At 62.7% G+C, this 26,033-nt stretch carries 19 protein-coding genes; 7 read left to right on the plus strand and 12 right to left on the minus strand.

Features of this window, described 5'->3' with window-relative positions; genetic code table 11:
• Positions 1–318 precede the first annotated feature (318 nt).
• From NJLHNGOC_RS08460 to NJLHNGOC_RS08485, 5 genes are all read right to left on the minus strand, one after another.
• Complete coding sequence (locus NJLHNGOC_RS08460; protein WP_239021424.1) at positions 319–507, minus strand: O-methyltransferase; 189 nt, start codon at positions 505–507, stop codon at positions 319–321.
• A gap of 181 nt (positions 508–688) precedes the next feature.
• Positions 689–1,849, minus strand: a complete 1,161-nt coding sequence (locus NJLHNGOC_RS08465; RefSeq protein ID WP_165837892.1) for a reverse transcriptase domain-containing protein — start codon at positions 1,847–1,849, stop codon at positions 689–691.
• A gap of 818 nt (positions 1,850–2,667) precedes the next feature.
• A complete protein-coding gene (locus NJLHNGOC_RS08470; protein ID WP_113596006.1) occupies positions 2,668–3,654 on the minus strand; it encodes a hypothetical protein in 987 nt (328 codons plus the stop codon).
• 632 nt (positions 3,655–4,286) lie between these two features.
• Entirely contained in the window at positions 4,287–5,210 is a 924-nt protein-coding gene (locus NJLHNGOC_RS08480; protein ID WP_113596008.1) for a glucosamine inositolphosphorylceramide transferase family protein, read from the minus strand.
• A gap of 209 nt (positions 5,211–5,419) precedes the next feature.
• Complete coding sequence (locus NJLHNGOC_RS08485) at positions 5,420–6,586, minus strand: acyl-CoA dehydrogenase family protein (RefSeq protein ID WP_113596009.1); 1,167 nt, start codon at positions 6,584–6,586, stop codon at positions 5,420–5,422.
• A 297-nt stretch (positions 6,587–6,883) separates the two neighbouring features.
• On the opposite strand from NJLHNGOC_RS08485, the gene panB reads away from it, so the two are divergent.
• Together panB and NJLHNGOC_RS08495 are read left to right on the plus strand one after the other, a co-directional pair.
• Entirely contained in the window at positions 6,884–7,699 is an 816-nt protein-coding gene (gene panB, locus NJLHNGOC_RS08490; RefSeq protein WP_113596010.1) for a 3-methyl-2-oxobutanoate hydroxymethyltransferase, read from the plus strand.
• Positions 7,700–7,770: 71 nt separating this feature from the next.
• Positions 7,771–9,198, plus strand: a complete 1,428-nt coding sequence (locus NJLHNGOC_RS08495) for an MFS transporter (protein WP_239021425.1) — start codon at positions 7,771–7,773, stop codon at positions 9,196–9,198.
• Here the strand turns inward: NJLHNGOC_RS08495 and NJLHNGOC_RS08500 are convergent.
• Positions 9,147–11,687, minus strand: a complete 2,541-nt coding sequence (locus NJLHNGOC_RS08500; protein ID WP_113596012.1) for a TonB-dependent receptor — start codon at positions 11,685–11,687, stop codon at positions 9,147–9,149. The genes NJLHNGOC_RS08495 and NJLHNGOC_RS08500 overlap by 52 nt on opposite strands.
• 206 nt (positions 11,688–11,893) lie before the next feature.
• Between NJLHNGOC_RS08500 and phoU the strand changes: the two genes are divergently transcribed.
• The 3 genes from phoU to NJLHNGOC_RS08515 all read left to right on the plus strand — a co-directional run bounded on the left by phoU (position 11,894) and on the right by NJLHNGOC_RS08515 (position 14,852).
• Positions 11,894–12,622: a phosphate signaling complex protein PhoU gene (gene phoU / locus NJLHNGOC_RS08505; RefSeq protein ID WP_113596105.1), complete on the plus strand. Its 729-nt coding sequence runs from the start codon at positions 11,894–11,896 to the stop codon at positions 12,620–12,622.
• Positions 12,623–12,684: 62 nt separating this feature from the next.
• Positions 12,685–13,434, plus strand: a complete 750-nt coding sequence (locus NJLHNGOC_RS08510; protein ID WP_113596106.1) for a response regulator — start codon at positions 12,685–12,687, stop codon at positions 13,432–13,434.
• A gap of 65 nt (positions 13,435–13,499) precedes the next feature.
• On the plus strand, positions 13,500–14,852 hold the full coding sequence (locus NJLHNGOC_RS08515) for a sensor histidine kinase (RefSeq protein WP_113596013.1): 1,353 nt from the start codon (positions 13,500–13,502) through the stop codon (positions 14,850–14,852).
• Between the two features lie 148 nt (positions 14,853–15,000).
• On the opposite strand, the gene NJLHNGOC_RS08520 is transcribed toward NJLHNGOC_RS08515, so the two are convergent.
• The 4 genes from NJLHNGOC_RS08520 to hmpA form a co-directional block, all read right to left on the minus strand.
• A complete protein-coding gene (locus NJLHNGOC_RS08520) occupies positions 15,001–15,903 on the minus strand; it encodes a LysR family transcriptional regulator (RefSeq protein ID WP_113596014.1) in 903 nt (300 codons plus the stop codon).
• Between the two features lie 153 nt (positions 15,904–16,056).
• The gene (locus tag NJLHNGOC_RS08525) at positions 16,057–18,600 is read right to left on the minus strand and encodes an excinuclease ABC subunit UvrA (protein WP_113596015.1); all 2,544 of its coding nucleotides are present in this window, start codon (positions 18,598–18,600) and stop codon (positions 16,057–16,059) included.
• A gap of 120 nt (positions 18,601–18,720) precedes the next feature.
• Entirely contained in the window at positions 18,721–19,095 is a 375-nt protein-coding gene (locus NJLHNGOC_RS08530) for a DUF488 domain-containing protein (protein ID WP_113596016.1), read from the minus strand.
• Complete coding sequence (hmpA, locus tag NJLHNGOC_RS08535; RefSeq protein WP_113596017.1) at positions 19,092–20,306, minus strand: NO-inducible flavohemoprotein; 1,215 nt, start codon at positions 20,304–20,306, stop codon at positions 19,092–19,094. Before hmpA ends, NJLHNGOC_RS08530 begins: the two co-directional genes overlap by 4 nt.
• An 83-nt stretch (positions 20,307–20,389) precedes the next feature.
• Between hmpA and NJLHNGOC_RS08540 the strand changes: the two genes are divergently transcribed.
• Positions 20,390–20,845, plus strand: a complete 456-nt coding sequence (locus NJLHNGOC_RS08540) for an RrF2 family transcriptional regulator (protein WP_113596018.1) — start codon at positions 20,390–20,392, stop codon at positions 20,843–20,845.
• Between the two features lie 281 nt (positions 20,846–21,126).
• On the opposite strand, the gene NJLHNGOC_RS08545 is transcribed toward NJLHNGOC_RS08540, so the two are convergent.
• Both NJLHNGOC_RS08545 and NJLHNGOC_RS08550 read right to left on the minus strand, forming a co-directional pair.
• Positions 21,127–21,582 carry a MucR family transcriptional regulator gene (locus tag NJLHNGOC_RS08545; RefSeq protein WP_113596107.1) on the minus strand — a complete coding sequence of 152 codons (456 nt, stop codon included), beginning with the start codon at positions 21,580–21,582 and terminating at the stop codon, positions 21,127–21,129.
• Positions 21,583–22,153: 571 nt separating this feature from the next.
• Entirely contained in the window at positions 22,154–23,365 is a 1,212-nt protein-coding gene (locus NJLHNGOC_RS08550) for an OprO/OprP family phosphate-selective porin (RefSeq protein ID WP_408890723.1), read from the minus strand.
• A gap of 337 nt (positions 23,366–23,702) precedes the next feature.
• Between NJLHNGOC_RS08550 and NJLHNGOC_RS08555 the strand changes: the two genes are divergently transcribed.
• The gene (locus NJLHNGOC_RS08555; protein WP_408890725.1) at positions 23,703–25,739 is read left to right on the plus strand and encodes an FUSC family protein; all 2,037 of its coding nucleotides are present in this window, start codon (positions 23,703–23,705) and stop codon (positions 25,737–25,739) included.
• The last annotated feature ends 294 nt before the right edge of the window (positions 25,740–26,033 follow it).

Genomic DNA, 26,033 nt, shown 5'->3' on the forward strand with positions numbered 1-26,033 from the left:
GTTACCAGTCACAATCCTCAATCATAAGGCGGCCTCAAACGGCCGGTTACGTTCCATCATGGCGCCATTTGGACGGGACGCCCCATTACCGTCAAGGCACGGCCCCGATCTGTCCGTGCCTGTGAAGGGGACCGGGAATGAAAATGAGAGAAGTTTCCGGGTGTTGTATTTTTTCAAAAAGACGTCGGTTTTTCGAAGCTTTTTGAAAAAAGCTTCACCAAAAACTTTTCATCATGCGCGATGTGTCGTGGTGGGGGCTGAAACACTTTCGGTTTCCGGATTTTTCCGCGATGGCATGCCTAAAAAATTCAGCTGTATTCAGGAAAGTTTTGCGGACAGTTCAACATCTTCGGCGAAAGGCAGGGAAAGATGGCCCGCAGGCGCGGAGCGCACGCGCGCCAGATATTCGGGGCTGTAATCGGCATTGTCCGCGACGATCATGGCGCCGGGACGCAGCCTGCCTTCCAGCAGGGCGAGGATATCGGGATAGAGCGGCTTGGCCGACATGTTCGCGGCATACCTGACACGGCTCGCCACGGGAACGGAGCCCCATCCCTGACAGGTCCTGAAGTCTCAAAGGTTTTTGGCAAAAACTTTTATTATTTTTACAGAAACAAATTACTTTTTAAATAATAATTATTAGAAACATAATGTTTTGCTATATGGGTGATTTTTTAAAAGATCAGTCTTAGGGAAAATTGTTTTTTTTGTTCCACGACTTAACAATAGCATTTGAAACTTTTTTCTTGACGAATTTCTGGAAATTAGAAAATTGTTTTCGTATAATTTTTCCTTTTTCTTCAAATATATCACAAGATCGCTTTATGTATGAGTAAAAAGTCCAGCTTTTATAATCGTTCTCGATATAATATTTTTTATTAACTTTCCCATATTTTTGATAAAAAATAGAAAAATTAAAATCATTAATAAGTGTTGGGATATCTTTCTTCGGATTATCTTTTACATATTCCCTAGAGTATTTTTTTGCGCCAATAGATATTTTCCTGTAAAATCTTGAGACAGTTCCTTCTCTTACATAAACATTGTTTCCATCATATCTGAAGCCTAGATATTCTAGCCCATCTTTATTATTAATGAACCCATCATATGCAATTGTTTTGTTTGAACGTAAGCCATTATTCAGAAAAAACTCTACTATAGACGTCTTTTCTTTTTTTATGCTCACATTCTTCCCATTTTTTGCTAATTCATCCGAAACAAAATCAATCGTATACTTTAAGTTTAATGAATTTTTTGGAAGTATTATCAATATATCATCTGAGTATCTTAGGTATTTTCCACCTTGGCTTCTAACGTAATCATTTATTTTTTTATCAAAATATAATAAATAAAAATTGGCAATAATATCTGATATTGGAGCGCCCTGAGGTATTCCATAATTGTATGAATTTTTTTCAATTAAGGAGGGGCCTGATTTTCCATCTAGGCCACATATTTTTTCTCTAAATTCTTTAGGAGTACAGATTTGTATAGGTATACTCTTTAATGGACCTTCAACCAGAGGTTTAGAAGGATCCAAAACACCCCAATATCCTAAGCGAGTATAAACATTTTTTTGATCAACATAATGATATTGTGTAATGTTTTTAAAAACAGCATAGTGGTCAGCAGGAAGCTTGGTAACTCCTAATAAATCACACCATATCTGTTTAATTTGAAGGTGATCTAAACTTTCAAAATAACCTTTTATGTCAAGACATATTGCGACACAGTTTCCAAGAAAATCAATGGTGTCAAAGGCATCTTTTGCAAAATCTATATTGCACTTTCCCCTTCCATCTGGTCTTTTAATTTTTCTATATGCAATTGGGCATGAAGAAATATCCATCTCATGTAATCTTTTTTCGTAAAGATCAGATAATATATTTCTATAGTGTGAGAAAATATAGGCATCCCTTCTGGCCCCATAGCGGATAGGTCGTATCTTCTTAGAGGGACGAAAATGTCCTTTCAATCGAAAGGGTTGCCAACTTTTGTGATATAAAAACAGAGGATAGAAAGTATTTTTTGCAACTCTATCGGGCGATGTAACTAGACGTTTGATGTTTTTCAACGAAATTGGCGCATCAAAGTGCGGATATTTTTTTAAATCATCTTGAGTGAAATTAAAATTTTTGGTCATATTATTCAATGTGAATGGAGGCGGAACATCAGGCTAACGCATAACCTTTAACATTTCCGCCCCCGCTATTTTGTCGGTTGCGTTTTTTTCGACCATGCCGTGTATGCTATCATATTGGTGGCAACTATGTTGCTCCGATATGCTGGCAAGACGCCGTGGTGGCTTACCGTAGGAGCCCAGATTATGAAACTCGCAATCAGTAGTCACACATTTTGCCTTGACAGTGAAAACACGAAACTGAACCGTCCTTAAATACGGCCATATTTTCCTAATATGGTATATTGGACGTTCGTGCAACATTTTCTAAACTACATTGGCTATATATTTTCGATAAAATATGTATAAATTGCATAAAACAATTAACTAAATGTAACTTAAAACTTTTCGGCACAGTCTGTCCCTTTGGACGGATTTCCTCGATCAGCAACTTCCAAACAGACTAAATCTGATCAGGAAGATAGATTGCATCATGCTCGTTACAAACAGCCATGTCGCCCATTCTGTCATTCAAGACCTAACTGTCTCTAAAACTGATCGGACAGGGAGTAACCCGCCACGACATTGTCGAGCATGGCGTCCAGTCCCTCCCGCAGCAGGGGATCGACCCCATGGGCGACGTGGGCGCGGGCGCGTTTCTTGATGCTGTTGGCCACGCGCAGGTTGATGGGCTGCGTCGTGCCCTCCCGCAGGACATCGGCGATGGACACCTGGCGTTCATGGGCCGTACGCACCAGCTGAAAGGCGACGTGGTTCAGGATGTTGCCGAATTCGAACTGCCCGAAGCGCGAGCGGCAGCGCGTCATTTCGCCCAGCACCTCGATATAGCGGTCGATGACCGGCCGCGTGGTGTCCTGACGGAAATACAGGGTGTGGTATTTCGCCGCGCGCGCGTGTTCAAGGCGCGCGTCGTCCCATTCGCCCAGCGCCTCGCGCCCGGTTTCGACCACGCCGTGACGTGCCCGCGCGGCCAGGCAGGTGGACACGAAATCCGTATGCGCCGCATCGTCCCATTCCGTCACGTGCGGCGTATCGGCGGCATGCAGGGCAAAGCGGAAGCGCCGCTGCCCGTCGAGGCCGTACAGGATCGACGTGCCACCCCGGCACAGCGGGTCCGTGCCCAGTACCATGACGTGCGACGGATCGTCGCGGCGCATGTGGTGCTGCCATGTCAGCACGTCGAACAGGGTTTCATCCATGGCGACGCGGTCGATATGGGCGTGGATATGGGCCATGAAGCGCGTCGTCGGCATGCCCGCGACGCGCGGGGCGGCGAAATCCATCCGCCACCACGTGGCCGCCCGCAGCAGGTGAAACGCCAGCGCGTTGCGCAGTTCCAGCAGCTTTTCATCCACGCTGACCTGTTCGCACAGGGCCGAAACCATGCCGAAGCGGTGCGTCAGCTGGCTGATCTGGCGGGTCATCGGCGTCCACGGATTGAAATAGTCAACCAGAACGTCCGGGCGGGAATGCGTCAGGTGCCAGGTGTCGCGGGTGCTGTGGAGTTCGCGCATCGTAAGATCCTTCTTGGCCCCTGGCGGCAGATCCGTCGGGCAGGGAGGGTCAGTAGGCGGGAGTACGGGACATAAGGCGTTTGACATGGGCCCCGGACAGGCGGGGCCGGTATTGTGTGGCTGATGCGTCCTTCCCCGCGGCAGGGAAGGGGCAGGCGTGGGCGCGCGCCATGACGCGTTGCGGCTGCATCATCGTCCCGGCCATCTGGTCCTCCGCCTTTTCGCCGTGCCGCCGGGGCTACCGCGATGGGGAATGTCCGGGCAATGATGTCCTTTATCGTTTATTGATAACAGTTCTCAACATCAAGTTAAAAATCGGACAGGTCCGTTTTTTCCGCATGCCCTGAAATGGCGGCCTGTCGGGCGATGCCTGTCGGACATCAGGGCTGGGAACAGGGAATTTCATGATGGATATGCAGGATTCCGCCCGTTGCGGGCAGGATGACATGCCTGCCGCTTATGCCGCAATCAGATATAAGTTCCCAAATTGATAAATATTGTTGGGGGGCTGGCGGCGTATCATGCGCGTTCATGCGGCTGTGTAAAAAATTATATAAGGTTATACAGGAATATCCATTCCCATTCCCTATATGTCACGGAAGTTTACATAATATTACTTGGAAAGGGGCCTGTCACAGCCCCACCGCCCGTCGCGCCCGGCGCAGGACCAGGCGGTCAAGCTCCACGATGGCGCGTCCCGCCACGGACGGATCGGTATGCTTGACGTCGATCAGCGTGACATCCCCTGCCGCCGACAGCGTGTGCATCCCGTCATCATACGGGGCAAACGTGAGCGGCGGCGTCAGCGGTAGTCCTGCCTCGGCCTCGAAGCGTTCAGGGGTCAGCACCGTGACATGCAGCGGCGTGATCGCCCCGCCATAGGTCAGGGCGCAGTCCTGCGTCGGCAGCACCAGCCCGGTTTCGGTCACGATGGGCGTGCCGCCGGGGCGTGTGCTGCGGATGTCGTGGCGCACCGGGTTGCCCGGATGCGGGTTCCACGGCCCCGTCAGGCGTTCGGCCCACGCGACATGCAGCAGGCTGATGCGGTCGGTGGCGCACTGGCCCCAGGGGGCATAAAACATCCACCATCGCCCGTCATGGAATATGGGCGACGCATCGACGATGGCGCCGGGAAACCGGAAATCGTCCACGCGTTCCCAGCGATAGGGAAAGTCGATGGCGCGGTACAAATGCTGCTGCCCCGATTTTCCCGATTCCGGCATCATGTAAAGCGTGCCGTCCGTATCATGCACCATTACCGGATAGGACAGGTGCCACGGTTCGTTCAGGACCGGGCAGTGTTCAAGCAGCGTCAGGTCGCGGTCGAACACGAACACGTCGATGCGTCCGATCTTGACGCGGTAATCATAGACCTCGGCAAAAAGGTAAAGGCGTCCGTCGCGCCACACGCCGAACGGGTCGGCGATGAAGCGGAACCGCCCCGGATTGTCCAGCCACGTGACCTCGTGCCCTGCCACGCCGCCATCGCGCAGGATCTGCGCCATCGGGGCGTGGACAATGCCCGTGCGCCAGATATCCGTCCGTCCAAGTCCCATGGCTGTCTCCTCTCCCGCCTGTCCGCGCCGCGATGGCCTGCTGGTGATGCGGGATTCTATCACGGATGGCGCGCGGGACCATGGCCGGGACCCTTTTGAAACATCCTGTAAATCAGATGGAAGTTTCTGGTGAAGCTTTTTTCAGAAAGATTCAGAAGAACGCAGCCTTTCTGAAAAAAGTCGCCTCCGAAGCTTTTTGCTGCCTTTCATCAGGCACCTTTCAGACGTTCGTTCAACGCCTTGCGTCCCGACAGCATCAGCGCCGTATCGGACTGCGGCGTGTGGATGCGCCCGCACAGCACGTTGCGGTAATGCCGTTCCAGCGGGTTGTCCTGGCTCAGCCCCGGATTGCCGATGGCCGCGATGGCGCGTTCGGTGGCGCGGATCGCATTTTCGGTCATCACGTACTTGGCCAGGTTCGCGTCGGCAAGGTCGAGCGTCCCGTCCTCCTCCCGCGACAGGGCATGCGACAGGACGGCCGCGTTCGACATCAGAAGCGAGTCGATTTCACCCATCAGGATCTCGAAACGCGGCAGCGTCGCCAGCGGCTGCCCCAGGGCGCAGGGCACGCGTTCATGCAGGAACGACACCAGCCAGTCGCGTCCCGACCGCGCCACCGCGTCATACAGTGCTGCGACAAGGATGGCGTGCCATCGCGCGGTAAAGCTGTCGCCGTCCTTCCACGCATCCGGCGGCCGCAGGTCCACGATCGCGTCGTCGGGCACGGTGACGTTGTCGAAGATGACCGTGTTGCTACCGGTCGCGCGCATGCCCATCTGGTGCCATGTCGCCTCGATCCGGATGCCCGGCGCGCGCATGTCCACCAGCACCTGCCCGGTGCGGAAGGGATCCTCTTCCGTGCTGACCCATGCCAGACCCCAGCGCAGGGCGGTCGAGCCGGTGGAATAGATCTTGGTCCCGTCCAGCCGCCATTGCCCCTCCTCCCGCCGCAGGCGCGTCGCGGGCCGCCCGCCGCGCGATGGCGTGCCAAGGTCGGGTTCCACCCGCAGGGCGTTGAGCAGCGCGCCCTCGCGCACAGCACTTTCCCCGACCCTGCGGCGCAGGTCCTCCGGCCATGTGGCGGCGGCCGCGATGGCGGCGTGCTGCAGGTACTGCATCGCCACGATCAGGGCCGTCGACGGGTCGCCCCCCGCCAGCGTCGCCACGACCGTGACAAGATCGCGCAGCGGCGCCCCGCGCCCGCCATGGGCGACGGGAACGCTCAGCCCCAGAAGCCCGGCATGGTGCAGTTCCGCCAGGTTTTCGGTCGCGATGTCGCCGCTGCGGTCATGCGCGGGGGCGCGCGTGGCAAAATGCGCCGCAAGCTGGCGCAGGCGGGCCAGCGTGGAGGCGTCCAGTGTGGAGGGATGCTGCATCGTCGTTGTCCTGCGGTGATGGGGGACGGGGTCCATCCTATGGCATGTCCGCCCGGATTGCATGGGGCGCGTTGCCCGGAGTGCATTGCCCAAAGCGTATTGCCCGGAGCGGATTGCAGGCGCGCGCGTTGCACGTGATGCGCCGCAGGGGGCCGGATCATGGATGCCCGGCATGGCCCGGCGCGGCCATGGCGTGGGTGTGCATTTACAAGGACATGCGTGCTGCGATATCGGAAAAGGGAGAATGGCGCGCGGGGTCCTGACGGGATTTTCGCGCCCGCATGCCGGGAGGGTTGATTGAGTACCACCACACAGACGCGTCGCCGCACCATCCGTGACGTGACCAAGGGCGACGTGCCGGGTGTATGGCTGACGGCATATACCGCCCCCGTGGCCCAGCGGCTCGACCCGCATGTGGATGTCATGCTGGTGGGGGATTCGCTGGGCATGGTGGTCTATGGCCTGCCCAGCACGGTGGGTGTCACGATGGACATGATGATCGCCCATGGCGCGGCGGTGGTCCGTGCCTCGCACCGTGCGCTGGTGGTGGTGGACATGCCGTTCGGCTCCTACCAGGAATCCCCGGCGCAGGCCTTTCGCAATGCCGCGCGGATCATGGCGGAAACCGGCTGCGGCGCGGTCAAGCTGGAGGGCGGGACGGAAATGGCCGAAACGGTGCGTTTCCTGACGCAGCGTGGGGTGCCGGTCTGCGGGCATGTCGGCCTGATGCCGCAGGCGGTCAACACGACCGGCGGTTTCCGCACGCAGGGCCGCGACGCGCAGCAGGCGGCAAAGGTCCGCGCCGACGCCCACGCCATTGCCGAAGCGGGCGCCTTTGCCGTCGTGATCGAGGGCACGGTCGAACCCGTGGCGCGTGAAATCACGACCTCGCTGTCCGTGCCGACCATCGGGATCGGCGCGTCCGTCGCCTGCGACGGGCAGGTGCTGGTGGTCGATGACCTGATCGGCGCGTTCGGCGATTTCACGCCCCGCTTTGTCCGACGTTATGCCGAGGTGGGGGCGATGATCGACGATGCCGTCGCGCGTTACGCCGATGACGTGCGTCACCGCCGCTTCCCCACCGACGCGCAGTGTTTCGGAACCGGCCGCTAGGGGATAAAACAGGGCGCGGGCGGGAAAATCATGGCATGCTGATCCCTTCCTGATACGGCAGTGATGGCGCGGTGCGGATCCTTCCCCTTTCCCCTGTAATGGCCGACGCGGCGCGGCCGCCCCCCTTCGGGCGGCGCGAACTGCTGGCGTTCGGGGCGGGGGACCTTGCGTTCAACATCATCTGGGGGCTGATGCTCAGCTACCTGGAATATTTCTATACCGACATCTGCCTGTTTCCCCCCGCCTCCGTCGCGCTGATCCTGCTGTGCGCGCGCGGGCTCAGCATCGTGACCGACCCGCTGGTCGGCATGGTGATCGACCGGCGTCCGGCGGGGCGGCAGGCACTGCCGCTGCTGCGGATGGGGCTTGTGCCGTTCGCCCTCATGATCGTGCTGACCTTCGTGCCGGTTGGTGGCGGCGCGGCGGCGGGGGCTGGGCGGTATGTCTGGGCCTGCGTGACGTATATGGGCCTGTGCGTGGCCTACAGCGTGACCAACACCGCCTATGGCGCGCTGACCAGCCTGATTTCCGCGCGGCCCGAAATCCGCCTGCGCCTTGCCAGCGCGCGTATGGTGGGCGCGGGGCTTGGCGCCCTGCTGATCGCGGTGCTGACGATGCCCTGCGTGGACTGGCTGGGTCATGGCGACAGGCGGCGTGGCTTCATGCTGTTCATGATGGGCGTGGCCGTGGTTGTCGCCGCCCTGCTGTGGCTTGCGGCGCGGCTGTGCCATGAACGCGTCGGCGCGCATTCCGGCCGCCAGCCGGTGCGCGTGCTGGCGCGCGCCCTGCTGCGCAATGGCGGGTGGCTGCGGCTGACGGGGGCGATGATCCTTGTCATGCTCGGCTCGACCTTCATGTTCGGCGCGCTGGTCTATTACGTCCGTTTCGTGCTGCGCGGCAGCGACCATGACGCGGGGTGGATGCTGGGCGCGATGAATGTGCTGGGCCTGTGCGGCAGCCTGTCGAGCGGCGCGCTGGCGCGGCGGTGGGGCAACCGCGGCGTCATGGGGGTGGGGACATGCCTGTGCGGGACGTGGCTGGTGCTGGCGTGGCTGGCCCCGCCGGGCTGGGGGGTGACGATCGCCGCGACGTGCCTGTTCGGCGCGTGCATGGGGGTGTGCAACCCGGCCTGTTTCGCGCTGCTGGCGGATTATGTCGAAGATGGCGCGCGGCGCAGCGGCGTGCGCACGGCAGGGCTGGCGTGGGCGCTCAATTCCACCGCGTCGAAGCTCGCCTTTGACGGCGGGGGCAGCATGCTGGCGTGGCTGCTGGCGGGATCGGGCCTGGTGGCGGGCGACCATGCGCAGGCGGCGGCCGCGCGCGCGGGCATTGGCGTCGGGTTCCTTGCCATTCCGGCCTGCGCCTTCCTTGGCGCGGGGGCGATGGTGCTGCTGCTGTGTCCCGCGCCCGTGGCCGCACCCGTGGCGGCGCCACCCGCGCGTCAGGGTCAGAACCCGGTGGACGCCGTGAACAGCACCGCAAGCCCGCCGCCCACGTAATAGGTCGGGGCCTGTCCCGCGATGGTGGTGCCATGCACGCCGGTCGTATCATGGGCGTTGAAGGTGGGGGCGGCCACGCCGGACAGGTAATGCTGGTTGGTGATGTTGATGAAATTCATGCGAAATTCCGGCCGCGACAGGAAATAGTGGCTGTCCATGCGGTATCCGAACGCAAGGTTGCCCGTGGCGTGGTCCGACAGCCGTTCGTCATTGGTGAAGGTCGCGTACTGGTGGCCGACATACTTGACGCTCGCCATGCCAAAGAAATGCCCGTCGTCATAGCTGATCCCTGCCGAGGCCTGTAGCGTCGGGCTGTTGACCGCGGTCCGCCCCCGCGTCGCCAGCAGGTCGCCGCCCACGGAAATGTCGTCGTCGATGGTGGCGTGCAGGTACTCGCCCGAAAGATAGGGGCTCCAGTGATGCCAGGGGCGGGTGCCGATTTCCACGTCCACCCCGCGTGAGGTCTGCCCTCCGCCATTGAGGGTGGAGGCCACGGTCGCGTTGTTCACGTCGATGGTGGTCTGGATTTCACGGTTGGTGAAGTCATAGTTGAACAGCGTGACCCCGCCCATCAGCCACGTCCCGGAATAGCGGTATCCCAGCTCCTCCGACACGGAATACTGGTTTTTCACCCGGTTGGGGTCCAGCGACCCGGTAATGGGGCTGTAGGTGGTGAACAGCGCCGATTCATCGGGGGTGCGGAAACTGGTGGTGGTGTTGAAGAACACCTGGTGGCGCGGGGTGATCTGGTAACTGATGGCCATGCGCGGCAGCGGGATGGAGGTGTTGGTGCCCACGTTGGTCTGGTTCCACGCCGCATCCGTGGTGCTGCCGTGCCGGTCGAGCATCACGTCCTTGAACCCCACCTCCAGATGCAGGCGCTTGTGCAGGAACGTCATCCGGTCGCCCACATACAGGGCGTTGGTCTGCGCGATGGAATGGAATCCCCCCGCCTGCAGCTGCCGCCCGTCGGGGGTCAGGATGGTGCGGCTGATGCGGTCCACCCAGATGTCGGCGGCATCCCCCTGCGCGTTGACGGCGGTAAAGGGCTGCTTTTCATTATCATCGGAATAGTCGTACCATGCCCCAAGGACGAGGTCATGGTTGGCGATGTGCCAGTCCAGCGTGGCGTTCACCCCGGCGCGATAGCTGTTCTGCGTCCAGTTGGCGCGCACGATGTCATCCACGCCCGGCACGCCGCGCGGCGTCGCCTGACCTTCGGCATACATGCCCGCGTCCGCCAGCGTGGTGCCCGACGGGTCGTTGCCATAGCTCCACTGCGCATAGGGCGTCATCTTCAGGCGCAGCCCGTGCGTCAGGTTGAAGCGCGCGGGTGCCGCGACATAGAAGATGCGTTCGGGCTGGCGATAGAGCTTCCAGTAATCCGCCCCGCCCGCCGCGTCACTGGTGTCATAGGTGCGTGCAAGGTTGTCCGCCGCCCCGAACGGTCCCGATCGGCCCCAGTCCGCCTTGTCCACCAGCGGGTAATAGCTGGCGACCATGCTGTTCCACGTGCCGATGACGGAAATGCGGTTGTCGTCGCCCCATTCGCGCAGGAACTTGAAATCGATATGCTGGCGTTCGTCATGCCCCGGCCCGCGCCAGTTGTCGGTATAGCCGTGGGAGTAGGAGACGAAGCCCCGGATGCCGGTATGCCCGATATTCCCGGTCTCCAGCCGCAGGAATTCGCGATTGGTGTTGTAGGACCCGTACGACACGTCGGCAAAGCCGCCGGCATGTTCGGACGGGTCGCGGAACGTCATTTCCATCAGGCCGCCGGCCGCGTTGAGTACCGGTGCGTCCAGATCCGCCGATCCCTGCGCCAGCGATACGGTCTCGTAATTCTCCGTATCCGCGAACTGCCCCGGATAGCCATTGTAATAGGCGATGTCATTAAGCGGCATCCCCTCCAGCAGGTATCCGATCGAATCCCCGCCCATGCCGCGCACGTTGATGTTGGTCTGCGGCGAAAAGCCCAGCGGGTCGGAGGTCGCGACATTCGCGCCCGGCAGCATCGCGACCATGTCGAACGCCGTGGCCGAGGGGGCCTGCTTGTCCATGAAATCGGTGCCGATGGTACTGAGGGACTTTGCCGCCTTTTCCTCACGCAGCAGGCCGCCGCCGGGCTGGTGGCCGTGGGTGTGCATGCCGGTGACGGAAATATGTTCGTGCGTCGTTCCGGGCGTGGGGGGATGCGCCTGTTGCCCGTGTGTCTGTTGCCCGTGTGTCTGTGGCCCGTGTGTCTGTTGTCCGTGCGCCTGCGATCCGCGCATTCGCGTTGCCGCCCCTGTCGCCGGTCGTGCCGGTCCCGCGTGGGCGGTGGCGTCCGACGGGGCGTTCGCGGGGGAATGGGCGCGCGCGCCGGGGCTGGCCGCCGCCCATGCCGTGCCGTTCGTCCCCCCGATGACCACCATCACGGCGACCAGTACGGGACGCGATACCGCGCGGGTATCTGCCAGGCGGCGCGATGGAGGAACGCGAAGGGGCATCGGTTCGGGGAATCCTTACGGAAAAGGTCTGAAAAAACAGTTATGTTTCAGAAAGATGACAATGTCGCGGACCGGGGCTTTGTGTCTTGAAGAAACATCCGGCCGATATAATATATCCAAAGGCACGTCGGTAAGCCCTGAAAACAAGGTGAGATGCGCGCCCCACGGCCGGGCGCGGGGCGGACACGGGAATGGAACGGGGGCAGATGGGACAGGAATCCACGCATATCGTCAGCAGTTTCGAGCAGGAACTTGAACGGCTGCGCGCTATGATGGTTCGCATGGGCGGGCTGGTGGAACGCCAGACGTCGCAGGCGGTCGCCGCCGTTGTCGACCATGACGAGAACGCCGCCGCCGCCGCCCCGGAACTCGACCCGCAGGTCGATGTCCTTGAACGCGATATGGAGGCGATGGTGATCCGCATCCTCGCCCTGCGCTCCCCCGTGGCGGGCGACCTGCGCGAGGTGGTCTCCGCCCTCAAGATCACGGGCGACATGGAACGCATCGGCGACTGCGCGGCCTCCATCGCGCGGCGTTCGCTGCGCACGGAACTGCTGGGCACGCGCGTCTCGCTCAGCGGGCTGCGGGGCATGGGACGGCTGGTACAGGACAACCTGCGCCGCGCGATCGACGCCATGACCCAGCGTGACCCCGAAAAGGCGTACGAGGTATGGCAGTCCGACACGGCGGTCGATGAACTCTATACCGCGATGTTCCGCGAACTTGTGACCTACATGATGGAGGACCCGCGCAATATCGGGCCCTGCACCCACCTGCTGTTCATCGCCAAGAACCTGGAACGCATCGGCGATCACGCCACCAATATTGCCGAGCGCGTCTATTACACCGTAACGGGCGACATCCTGCCGGTCGTGCGGCCGCGGGGCGGTTTTTCCGCCGCAGCGCCCCCCCCGTCGGGAGATGACGCGCAGTGACGCCGCCATCCGTGACGCCACCATCCGTTTCCCCCGCCGCCGATGGCCCGCCGGAACGCGCGCTGCCCGATCGTCGCGCCCGGATCCTCGTGGCCGAGGATGACGAGGCACTTTCGGTCCTTGTCACCTATAACCTGGAGGCCGCGGGGTACGAGGTGCGGGCCGTGGCCGATGGGCTGGACGCGCTGGAACAGGTGGGATCGTGGCAGCCCGACCTGCTGGTGCTCGACTGGATGCTGCCGGGGCTGTCGGGGGTGGACCTGTGCCGCAGGCTGCGCGCGCGCGGCGGTAACATGTCCGACGTGCCGGTGCTGATGCTGACGGCGCGCACGGCGGAAAATGACAGCATCCACGCCCTTGATACCGGCGCGGATGATTACCTGACCAAGCCCTGCGGGATGGAGACGCTCAATGCCCGCGTCCGCGCGCTGCTGCGGCGCAGCGTGGCGTCCACGGGCGGGACGGCCCCCTCCATCGTGCAGGATGATGCGACGGCGGTCCTGCGCTTCGTCGATATCGTGCTTGATCCCGTCAGCCACCGCGTGACGCGCGCGGGGCGCGTGCTTGCGCTTGGCCCGACGGAATACCGCCTGCTGGAATTCTTCATGCGCAACCCCAACCGCGTCTTCTCGCGCGAGGATCTGTTGCGTTCGGTCTGGGAACGCGGGGTGCATGTGGAATCGCGTACGGTGGACGTGCATATCCGCCGCCTGCGCCGCGTCCTGAACGAAGGGGGACTGCCGGACCTGATCCGCACCGTCCGCGCCAGCGGGTATGCCCTTGACGACGTATCCGGCCACGTGACGCTCTGATGGCGGCCATGGGGCCGTGGGCGCGGGTTCATTGTTCCGTGGGGGCATCATCATGACGATGCCGCGTGGGGCGGCGCGCCTGCATGCATGACCTGCTGGCGGGTCTCGTTGCCGGTGGCGGGGGGTATGCGCTGCTCCATGCCGTGGTGACGCGTATCCGCCGCCCGCGCCATCGCGATGATGACGCCCCCCGCGAACAGGCGCGCGTGGCCCCGGCGCGGGGCGAGGCGACGCGGGACGACGGAAGCCGGCGCGACGGAAACCGGGACAATGGCGGTCGGGGCAATGGCGGCCAGTCCGGCGCGGGCACGGCCGCGGCCTTGGCCGACCCGGTCGCGGCGCTGCCGCACATGCTCGACCTGCTGCCCGGCGCGTGCATCATCTTTGGCCCGCGTGGGGATCTTGCCTATGCCTCTTCCTCCGCGCGGGACATGTTTGGCGATACGCTGGGCGCGATCGTGCGGCATCCCGCGACCCAGCAGCTTCTGGAACAGCTGTCCACCACGGCGGAAACGACCGTCGCGCTCGATGTGCCGGTGCGTCGGGTGGTGCGTGTGCTGATGCGCCGGATTGCCACGCCGTCCGGTCGCAACGCCAGCCCGCGCGGCGTCGTGGTCGCCCTGCTGGAGGACCGGACGGGACAGGACGCGCTGGATCGCATGCGGGGCGATTTCGTTGCCCATGCCAGCCACGAACTGCGCACGCCGCTGGCGGCCCTGTCGGGGTTCATCGAAACCCTGCGCGGGCCGGCCGCCAACGACGCGCCCGCGCGCGCGCGCTTCCTGGGCATCATGGCGGGACAGGCGGAGCGGATGCTGCGGCTGATCGAACGCCTGTCCTACCTGTCGCGGGTGCAGATGGTCGAACACCAGCGCCCGCGCACGCGCGTCGATATCGCCGCCGTCGTCGCCCGCGCGATGGACGAGGCACGCCCCCTGCTGGAGGGGGCGGACATCACCTGTGCCCTGAATGTCGCGCCGGGGGTCGTGCCCGTCATGGCCGATGGCGACCAGATCGTGCAGGTGATGCTCAACCTTGTGGGCAATGCCATCCGGTATGCCCCCGGCGTGCCGGGACGCAAGGCCCATGTCGATATCGGCGTGGCGAACGCGCCCGGCCGCGATGGCGGGCCGCATGCGCCGTGGCCTGCCGGGGGTGGCGTGGTGGTGACGGTATCCGACAACGGCCCCGGCATTCCCGCGCGTTACCTGCCGCGCGTGACGGAACAGTTCTATCGCGTGCCCGGACAGACGCAGCAGGGCACGGGGCTGGGCCTTGCGATCGTCAAGCATATTGTGGACCGCCACGGGGGCCGCCTGCTGATCGAAAGCACCGAGGGGCAGGGCACGCGCTGCATGCTGTGGCTGCCGCCCGCCGACGTGGCGTTGGGAGATGACAGCGCCCGGGCACAGGACTGACGCGGATCGCTAGATGGTCTGCAACAGTTTTCCTGATGAACGGTAAAGGTTTCCGGGTGCCGCCTTTTTTCAAAAGGGCGGCGTTTCCTGAAGCTTTTTGAAAAAAGCTTCACCAAAAACTTCCTTACGATGTCTCAGGGGGGCCGTGCTAGACGTGGAAGATGTCGTCCGCGCGCAGGTGGGTGCAGACCTCCCATATCCGTTCCAGCACGGCGGAGGGATTGGGCTGGCGCAGGCGTACGACGCCCACCTGTGGCGCGGGGCAGGGCACGATGGGACAGGTCCGCAGGCCTGCGCCGCCCACCGTTTCGGGCAGGGCGGCGACCGGCAGGATGCTGCACAGCCGCCCGGCGCGCAGTTCGGAATGCAGCAGGCTGATGGAATCCGTCTCCACCATGATGGTGGGCGTTACGCCCGCGTCACGGAAACCGGCGTCAATGATCTGCCGGCTGCGCAGGTTGCGCGTGAAAAGGCACAGCGGAATGGATGCGACCTCCGCCCAGTTGCAGCGGGGGCCGGTCGGCATGGGGGCGGACGTCGCGCCCGCCAGCACGTACTGTTCGGCATAAAGGGGCCGTACCTCGAACGCATCGCCCGGCGGGATCTGGTCCAGATAGGTCACGCCCAGATGCACCTGATGTTCACGCAGCATCCGCGCGATGTCGCCCGCCGCGGCCGAGCGTACCTCCTGATGCAGGCTGGGAATGGCGGTGCGGAAACTTTCCATCAGCAGCGGGATGCCAAGCAGCGCGGGCGGCATCACCCCGATCGACAGTGACCCGCCCGACACGTCCTGCGCGAACGCGGCCTCCTGCTTCAGGCCGTCAAGGGCGGCCAGCGTCTGCTTGGCCCATGCCAGAACGCGCTGGCCTTCTGCCGTCAGGCCGAGGAAACGGCGGTTACGCTGGATGACCGACACGCCGAGTTCGTTTTCAAGCTGCCTGATCCCCGCCGACAGCGCGGGCTGCGAGACGCCGCAATGTTCCGCCGCCCGCGAAAAATGGCGGAAACGGTCAAGGGCGATCAGGTAGGTCAGCTGGCGCAGGAACACGGCATGTCAGTCAGGTCGGGGAATGGCGGAAACATTCCGCACACCATAAAGAGTCAATGAAGTTTTTGGTGAAGCTTTTTGCAAAAAGCTTCAGGAAACGTCGCCCTTTTGAAAAAAGGCGACACCCGAAAACTTTTTGTTTCTATCAAACGGTTATCCAACATACCGCGCAAGGAACGGGGCCGTGGCGCTGCCGGCGGCATGCGCCACGTCACGCGGCGTCCCGGCGGCAACGACCCTGCCGCCGTCTTCCCCCGCGCCGGGACCCATGTCGATCACCCAGTCGCCGCCCGCGACCACGCGCATGTCATGTTCGGCCACGATCACCGTATTTCCCTGATCCACCAGTTCATGCAGGTGGGTCGCCAGACGGTCCACGTCCGCCGGGTGCAGCCCGGTCGTCGGTTCGTCCAGCACGTACAGCGTATGGCCCCGCCGCTGCCTGTGCAGTTCGGTGGCAAGCTTGATCCGCTGTGCCTCGCCCCCCGACAGTTCGGTCGCGGGCTGTCCCAGCCGCAGATGGCCCAGTCCGCTGCGCTGCAGGGTGGACAGGGCGGCCGTGGCGGCGGGCACATCGGCAAGGAATTCCAGCGCCTGATCGACATTCATCGCCAGCAGGTCGGCGATGGAGCGGTCGTGGTACGTGACCTCCAGTACCTCTGGCCGGTAACGCGCGCCGTGGCAGGTGGGGCACGGGGCATGGACGCTGGGCAGGAACAGCAGTTCGACCATCACCGACCCCGCCCCCTGACAGCGCGGGCAGCGTCCCTTGGCAAGGTTGAAGGAAAACCACCCGGCATCGTACTTGCGCGCGCGGGCAAGGTCGGTGCGGGCATAAAGCCTGCGCACGATGTCGAACAGGCCGGTATAGGTCGCAAGGTTGGAACGCGGGGTGCGGCCGATGGGCTTCTGGTCGATCACCACCAGCCGGCCGATCCCCTCTAGCCCGGACACCACGCGTCCCTCGGGCTGGCGGATTTCGGCCTGCGGGGCTGGCGGCGCGTCCGCGTCCTCCTCCTCTTCCGCCACGGGCAGGGCCTGGCCCAGCGCGCGCGCCACGATCAACGTCAGCGCGTGGCTGACCAGTGACGACTTGCCCGATCCCGATATCCCGGTGACGGAGGTGAACGTCCCCAGCGGAAAGGCCACGTCCAGCCCGTCGAGGTTGTTCCACCGCACATCATTCAGCCGCAGCCACCCCTGTGGCGCGCGCGGCGTGCGGGCGATGGCCTGCGACGTGGCGAACAGGTATCTGCGCGTGCGCGACGCCGCGACATCGCGCAGTCCTTCCGGCGGGCCGCAATACACGATTTCCCCGCCACGTTCCCCCGCATCCGGCCCGACATCGACGATCCATGCGGCATGGCGGATGACGTCGAGGTTGTGTTCGACAAGGAACAGCGAATTGCCCGCCGCGCACAGCTTCTCCAGCGCGGCAAGCAGCGCCTGCGTATCCGCCGGGTGCAGCCCCGATGACGGTTCGTCCAAAACATAGACCACGCCGAACAGGCTGGAATGGATCTGCGTGCCAAGGCGCAGGCGCTGGTACTCGCCGGGGGAAAGGGTCTGCACCCCGCGATCCATCTGCAGGTATCCCAGCCCCAGCCGCGCCAGCACGTCGATGCGCGCGATCATGTCGGCGGCGATGCGCCGCGCGGCGATCGCGACGGCATCGTCGTCCGGGGTGCCGGGCGCGTCCGCCACCCCCGACAGCACCCCGGCGATCCGGCCCAGCGGCAGCGCGCCCATGGTCGCGATGTTCATCCCCGCGAAGGTAACGCGCAGGGCATCGGGGTTCAGGCGCTGTCCATGACAGACGGGACAGTCGGTGGAAATCATGAACGACGCCGCCCGGTTGCGCATGTTCGCACTCTGCGAATTGGCGAATGTCTGGGTGACGTAACGCCGCGCGCCGGTGAACGTCCCCTGATAGGCGGGTTCCACCCCGCTGGCGATCGCGGCCTGCACCTGCGCGTGCGTCAGGCCGGGATAGACCGGGACGGTGGGGGTTTCGTCGGTGAACAGGATCCAGTCGCGCGTCTTGCGCGGCAGGTCGCGCCAAGGGCAGTCCACGTCGATGCCCATGGTGATCAGGATGTCGCGCAGGTTCTGCCCCTGCCACGCGGTGGGCCATGCGGCGACGGCGCGTTCGCGGATCGACAGGCTGTCGTCGGGAACCATCGTGGCCTCGGTCGCCTCATGGACGCGGCCCAGCCCGTGGCAGCGCGGGCATGCCCCCATGGGGGTATTGGGGGAGAAGGATTCCGCCTCCAGCCGCGCAAGGCCGGGGGGATAGGTCCCGGCCCGCGAATACAGCATCCGCAGCAGGTTCGACAGCGTGGTGATGCTGCCGACCGACGAACGCCCCGAACTGCCGCCGCGCTGCTGCTGCAGGGCGATGGCGGGGGGCAGGCCATCGACCGTATCGACATCGGGCACCGGCATCTGCTGGAACAGCCGCCGGGCGTAGGGGGAGACGGATTCAAGATAGCGGCGCTGCGCCTCCGCATACAGCGTGCCGAACGCCAGCGAGGACTTGCCCGATCCCGACACGCCGGTGAACACGACCATGGTGTTGCGCGGCACGTCGATGCTGACATCGCGCAGGTTGTGTTCCCGCGCCCCGCGCACCCGCACGAAATCGGCCTGCGTGAAATCTGACCGCGTGAATGTTGGCGGGACGGGGGGCTTTGGCATCAGGCGAACTCCGGCAGGGACGCGCGCATGATCCCATTGCCAACACCCGCAGACAACCCCGCCGGTCCGGACGCCCCGCCTGCGTGACAGGCATGCGTGGGCATCGCGCCCATGCGTTCGTTATGTGTGCGTATTTTCCAGCCCGCGCAGGTAATCCGCCAGGACGACCGCCTCGTTATGCCGGGTGTCGCGCGCGCCATACAGCAGGGTGATCGGTCCCCGTCCGGGCAGGGAGAGGATCTGGCGCACGGCATCGGGACTGGCACGCAGTTCCGCGACATAGCGGGTGCGGAATTCCTCCCACCGGGCCGGGTCGTGGCCGAACCACCTGCGCAGTTCCGTGCTGGGCGCGATGTCCTTCAGCCACAGCGTCAGGTCCGCGCGTTCATGGCTGATGCCGCGCGGCCACAGGCGATCGACCAGCACGCGCCGGCCATCGTCGGGACCGGGCGGGTCGTAAATCCGCCTGATCCGTATCACGGGCGCATCCGTCATCCCGCCAGCGCCGCATCGGCGGCGGGACCGAAGAATTCATACCGGATCCGTGCCTCGGGCACGCCGGCCGCCTTCAGCGTGGCGATCATGTCGCGCATGAAGCCATCGGGGCCGCATATGTAACAGGTCGCGCGCGGATCGACCTGCGTCTTCAGCCATTGCGGCGTGATGCGTCCGTCATGCCACGTCACACCCGCCGGGGCCGATCCCGCCTGCGGCGGGGTCTCGCGGCTGTAGAAGATGTCCGCCCGGATCCGCCCGCGCGCGGCAAGGTCGCGGATATAATCGCCAAATGCCTCCGCCTTCGGGCCGCGCGTGCCGTGGATGTAGCGCACCGGCACCGTTGCCCCCGCCGCGTCCAGCGCGCCAAGCATGGAAATGAACGGTGTCAGGCCCACGCCCGCGCTGAGGAAGACGATCGGGCCCGGCGGCGGGCTGTCCAGCGTGAAATCACCCGCCGGGGCGGAAACCTGCACGACGGTTCCCTCGTCCACGCTGTCATGCAGCCAGTCGGAGACGATGCCTTTGTCGATGCGGCGCACGCTGATGCGGTAATGCCGGTCATCGGGCGCGGAGGAAATGCTGTAATTGCGGCATTCTTCCCCCTGTCCCGGCACGTCGAGGCGAAAGCCGAGATACTGCCCCGGCACGTGGCGCATCACCGGCCCGCCATCCTGCGGCACCAGTTCGAAAGAGGTCACGTCCGCGCTTTCGGCCTGGCGGTCGCGGACGCGAAACGCGCGCCAGCCGACCCATCCGCCGGGGGCCGCCGCATGGGCGACGTAAATCTGTTCCTCCCGCCCGATCAGGATTTCGGCAAGGAACCAGTACGCCTTGCCCCATGCCTCCATGATCTCGGGCGTTGCGGCATCGCCCAGCACGTGCGCGATGGCGCCCAGCAGGGCCTCGGCCACATAGGGGTAATGCTGCGGCAGGATGTTCAGGCCGGCATGCTTTTGCGCGATCCGTTCCACCATGGCCGACAGCGCGCCGGGACTGTCGATGTTGCGCGCATAGGCCAGTACCGCCAGCGCCAGCGCGCGGGGCTGTTCCCCGTCGCGCTGGTGCGACATGTTGAACAGGCCGCGGATGTCCGGACTGGACAGGAGACGGCGATACATTTCCGTCGTGATGGCAAGGCCATGGGCCTGCAGCGCAGGGACGCAGGCGCTGATGATCGCGCGCGTCCTGTCATCAAGTGGGCTTGCCATGGGGAACTCCGTTTTAAGATGTGTAATCCGCACATCTTTTATATCGCTGGCTAAGTATGTCAATCTTGGGATACCTAGCGCGGATGCGTCTGACCCTGCATACCGACTATGCCCTTAGAACAATGATTTATCTGGGACTCCATACGGACCGCCTGACCTCCATCCACGAGATCGCGCAGGCCTATGGCATTTCGGAAAATCATCTGGTGAAGATCATCCACCGCCTGGGGCGCGGCGGCTTTATCGAGACCAGTCGCGGACGCAAGGGCGGATTGCGCCTTGGTCGCCCGGCGGAGGAAATCCGGCTGGGCGATATCGTGCGCTATACCGAGGAAGATATCGGCCTTGTCGCCTGCATGCAGCCCCCGCCGACGGACGGGTCAAAGTCATGCCTGCTGGTCGGTGGCTGTTTCCTGCGCGGGGTGCTGGACGAGGCGCTGGGCAATTTCATGGCGGTGCTGGATCATTACACGCTGGCCGATGCCCTGACGGAGCATGAGCGCCGGCTGCTGGGCGGGCAGCTGTTCCCGGCCCCCTGACCTGGGATCGTGTGCGTGGTATCGTGTGCGGGCATGTCCCGAAAACACGGGACGGGCATGCAGCGCGGGTGCTGCGAAATCATGGATCCGCAGGCAATGCGGCCGGGTGCATGCCCGGCGATCACATCACCAGTCACGTACAGACGCGACCGCTGTTCATGCGGCCCTGCCGGGGCTGTTCGCTGTCATCTTCCCCCGCCATGCCTTCCTGCCGCGCGGCATGGTGGTATCATGGCCCACGCGGCAGGGCATGGAGGGACTGGGCCGCAGGCGGACCGGTCTCAGTCTTCCGCGTTTTTCTTGCGGCGGCCACGTGATTTCGGCTTCGGCTCCTCGCTTTTCTCCGCCGGCGGGGCCTTGGTGGCGGTGATGTTGCGTCCCAGGCCGCTCTGCTGTGCAAGGGCGGAACGTTTCGCGGCGTAATTGGGGGCCGTCATCGGATAATGGGGCGGCAGTCCCCACTTTTCACGATACTGGTCCGGGGTCATGCCATAGGCCCGGTCCAGATGCCGCTTGAGCATCTTGAGCTTCTTTCCGTCCTCAAGACAGATGATATAATCAGGAAAGACGGATTTCTTGATCGGCACGGCGGGCTGCGGGGGTTCGGCCTTTTCCCCGGCGGTGGTGCCGGTGCGACCCAGCGCGTCAAAGACATTGCGGATCAGTTCCGGCACGCGTTCGGGCGGCAGGCTGTTATTGGTCATGTACGCTGAAACGATATCCGTTGTCATCGACATGATTTCAGAGTTCTGAATGATTTTTTTGTCCAATTTTTCACCATTCACATAAAAGATATAGAAAAACTTCGACCGTTACGCTGATAATAATGCCAAGGCCCACAATACGCAATTACTGAATGCAGGTCCGGGATTCCATGATGTCTTTGGTTTCCTGTCATGACTGTACATCAATACAGGGATGTTACATACCATTACATGATGGACACTATCTGGTCGCATATGCCACATTTTGGAAAACATCCCGGCCTGACACATCTTATGTATTCATCGCGGTGGATACCTGAAAAGTTTCCCTGTTATTATTTTATCCACATGTATGTGAACCCCGACATGCCGGTAATGGGAACATGACGTTTCGTCCTGTTCATCGCGCTTCATGAAGGCAATGGCAAAAACCCCCGCATCGGGAAATATCACGGGCAGCAGCAGGCGGACCCGCGATGGCAGCCGTCATCGTGACCGGCGGCATGCCACGGGTGCTGTCCCATGCAGCCGGGCTGCGAAGCGTCATTGCGAAAGATCATTTCCCCACCACGGTATTTCAGGGAACGTGGTACGGGACGGGCGGTCAGAATTTCACCTGGAACAGGGACATGACGCCATGGAAATGTTCCGGATCCCGCCCCCCCGCGATCCGCCCGTATTCGTATTGCAGCGTCATGCGGATGATATCGGTGGGCCACCAGTTGACCCCCAGCGATACGGTTTTCTGGTCGCCGCCATAAACCGGCGCGGATTGCAGGTCCGCCTGCGAATAGCGTGCCGCGACCTCCAGCACGCCGTACCCGTGGCACAGCACGTGCTGCTTCGTGTCGCATGAAGGGGAGGAGAACGCCGCCGAACGTCCCTTCCACGCGCGCGGGCGTCCATTGATGGTATAGGCAACATCGCCATACCAGCCGTGAAAGTCCAGCTGCCGCCCGTACCCCGTGCCGTTCGCGCGGCTGTTGACGTGGATGTCGTATCCTTCCCCCTGGAACAGCAGCCTTTTCCACGCCACGGCGGCTTCCGCCCCGAAGGCTCCGGCGCTGTCGGCGCGGATCTGCCCGGTATGGAGGTACTGCGACACGGTGCCGGGATTGATTTCGGGACTGTCGCCAAACGACAGGGCCGGGCTTTCGCCGGGGACGGAGGCCGGGCGGAACACCCATTCCCCCGAAATGCCCAGATGCACCAGCAGGGAATGCGTCCTGACCGGCAGACCCACCAGGCGGAACGCCATGCCCCGCTGGTTGCCGTTATCGCCGGGACCGGCCGTGCCCGCCGTGGCCGAAATGGCAAAGTGGTAACGCCTGCCATAGGTTTCGGCCTGCACGGCCTGACGTTCGATGCCCGTCGCCAGGTTGCGCGTTATCGTGGAAATGCTGGAACGTTCGACAAAGATCGTGTCGCCCTGCGCCTGCATGGATTCAAGGCCGAAGCTGGGTTTGAAAATCCCCGCGGTAAAGACGAAATGTTTAAGCCCCACATACGATACCTGCCCCTCGAACAGGCGCATCTGTCCGTTGGGGGCGGGGCCGAAATCCCATATCGCGCCGATTTCCACCTGATTGTGGATCGTGACCCGCACGCCGTTACGCAGGCGCGCGCCACGCGCCCCCGTGCCCATAGGCGTGGGGGCCGACCCGGCAAAGCCGCCCACGTCCAGCTGGTCCGTGGCATAGGGCCGGATCACCACGCCGGACAGGTTCACGCTGGGGACGCTCTGCGCGGAAAGGGGGGAACAGGCCAGGACAGGGAGCGCGAACGCCGCGAGCGTAACCCGCAACCAACAGGACAAAGGGCTTTTACTTTCCACGTGCCATCACTGTCGCCATCCGTAACATCGTGCGCCGGACGCGGATCATCACATCTTCGCATCACACGGACGGGCCGACGCGCCAGCCTGGAAAATTATCTGAAAACAACCCATTGATAATAATAAAAAGTTTTTTCGGGTGCCCCCTTTTTTCAAAAAGGCGGCGTTCCCCGACCGCGTCCTGCAAAAACCTTCCCGGGGATTATCAGGATATCCCAAAGAAGCCCCCTGACCCGGCGTGCCGCCATCCCGTTCCATCATAAACGGCCTTTATCACGTCATCAGAACAAACGATTGGACCCATGCGGGGGCTGTGCGCATGGTCGGGGCCGTGATGACCGCGCACGCCCGCCCAGATGACGCCACGCCCCCCGCCATCCTGCATGTGCTGCGGCGGCTTTCGTGGCTGTATGCGCCCACGCTGGCGGATTTCGCCTTTGCGGTGCGTACCGCGCTGGCGGCGATCCTTTCGCTGCTGATCGCCATGTGGATGGAACTCGACTCCCCCCAGTGGGCGCCGCTGACGGTGTGGGTGGTGGCGCAGTCCTCCCGCGGGGAAAGCCTGGCGAAGGCGCGCTGGCGCGTGGCGGGCACGCTGCTGGGTTCGGTCGCGGCCATGACGCTGATCGCGGCGTTCCCGCAGGCGTCGGGCCTGTTTTTCTGCGCGCTGGCGATCTGGATCGGGCTGTGCTGCGCCGGGGCGACGCTGCTGGACAATTACCGTGCCTATGGCCTTGTGCTGACGGGGTTTACCTCGGCCATCATCGCGACGGGCGCGATCCTTGAACCCGACCATGTGTTCGACATCAGCGTCGCGCGCACCAGCTACATCATCCTTGGCGTGGTGTGCGAGGCGACGCTGGCGGTGATGTTCATGCCCTCTGTCGCGCCGCATGCGCGCCAGCTTCTGCATGCGCGGCTGATGCGGGCGTTTCGCGACACGGCCGCGCGGGTGGCCGACCTGCTGGAGGGCGAGGTACCGTCCGCCGTGATGGGCCGCACGCTGGGCGAACTGGTGGCGTTCAACAGCCAGGTCGAATTCAGCGAGCTGGAGCTTGAACCCGGCAGCAGGACCGGCGACCATGCGCGCGCCGCCCTTGCGGCGATGCTGGTCATGCTGGCGCGGGCGCGGGGGCTGTCGATATTGCTGGGCGCGCAGCATGCCCATGCGCCGGGCATGCGTCCCTATGTGCGCGAACTTGGCGCGTTGCTGCGTGACGTGGCGGCGGACCCCGCGATGTTGCGCGCGCGGGTGGATGGGCTGCGGCACGCCTGGCGCAACCGGCAGGCTGCGGCGGCCGATCCGGCCATGGCCGCCCTGTTCGCCGAACTGCTGGAGGAGGTGGACAATGCCCTGTCACGGATCGTTGCCAGCGACCATCCGGTACGCCACGACCATTTCCGCTTTCGCGTCATTTCCCGCCGCCATGCGCTGGAGGCGGCGGAAAACGGGGTGCGGGCGTGCTGCGCGATCATTGGCGCGTGGCTGGTGTGGGAGGTGACGGCCTGGCCGCAGGGACCGGCCTTCATTTCCTTCCTTGCGCTGGTGTACGGCCTGCTGGCCACGCGTGAAAACCCGGTCATCGCGGGCATGCCCTTTTTCAAGGGGGCGCTGTGGTGCGCGACGGTTGCGACCGCGATGGCGTTCTGGGTCATTCCCGCCATTACCGCGCCGGAAATGCTGGTGATGGCGCTGCTGGTGCCCATGACCATCGGCGGCCTTGCGGCGCGTAACGCGGCGACGGCGGGGTATGCATTTTCGTTCAACATGTTCCTGCCGGTGCTGATCGGGCCGATGAACCAGGGACGCATTGACGAGGTGGCGTTCCTGAACGGGACGATGGCCTTCCTGTGCAGCATCCTGTTCGCGATCCTGACCTATCGCGCCATCGTGCCTTTCCGCATTGATTCCCACATGCGCCGCACGGCGGCATGGACGGCGCGGCGGCTGCGTGACCTGGGCGGCACGCGGGCGCACACGTCGCCGCACCAGTGGCTGGCGGCCTGCGCGGGCAGCCTTGTGCGCATATTGCGCAATTCCGCCGGCATCCCGCCCGACAGGGTGGAGGCATACATGCGCGCGCAGCTACGTGCGATGACGCTGGGGCTGAGTGTCATCGCCCTGCGCGATATCGCCCGCCGCGACCGGATACCACCCGCCGCCCGGCAGGCGCTGGCGGTGTTCCTGCATCGGTGGGGCCGTGGCGACGTGCGCGCGCATGACACGCTGGCGCTTGTCGAACACCGGATGGCGCATGTGCGGGCGATGGACCCCGCCCCGCAGGCGGCGCGTGACATGCAGGCCGCGATGTCGTGCCTGTATCTTGTGCGCGCGCTGCTTGACGCGCCGGGCTGAGGCAGTTCTCCGCTCCCTCCGTTTCAGGGTCTGTTTGACAATAGGCTGTTGGTGGAGATGACAGCAGTTTCCAGGTGTTGCCTTTTTTGGAAAAGCGATGTCTTTCGAAGCTTTTTGCAAAAAGCTTCACCAAAAATCCTTTTATATTTTCAGGATATTGTCGGGCCTGCCTGTCATGTCGGGGGATGATGAATGCACAGGCGCAGGAAATAAATGAATATTTTATGACAGTAAAAATGCGTCCTGTCATAAAAACTTCACACATACATTCCCGGATTATTATTGATAACGTGG

Origin of the sequence: Novacetimonas cocois, assembly GCF_003311635.1 — a bacterium.
Classification (GTDB): domain Bacteria; phylum Pseudomonadota; class Alphaproteobacteria; order Acetobacterales; family Acetobacteraceae; genus Novacetimonas; species Novacetimonas cocois.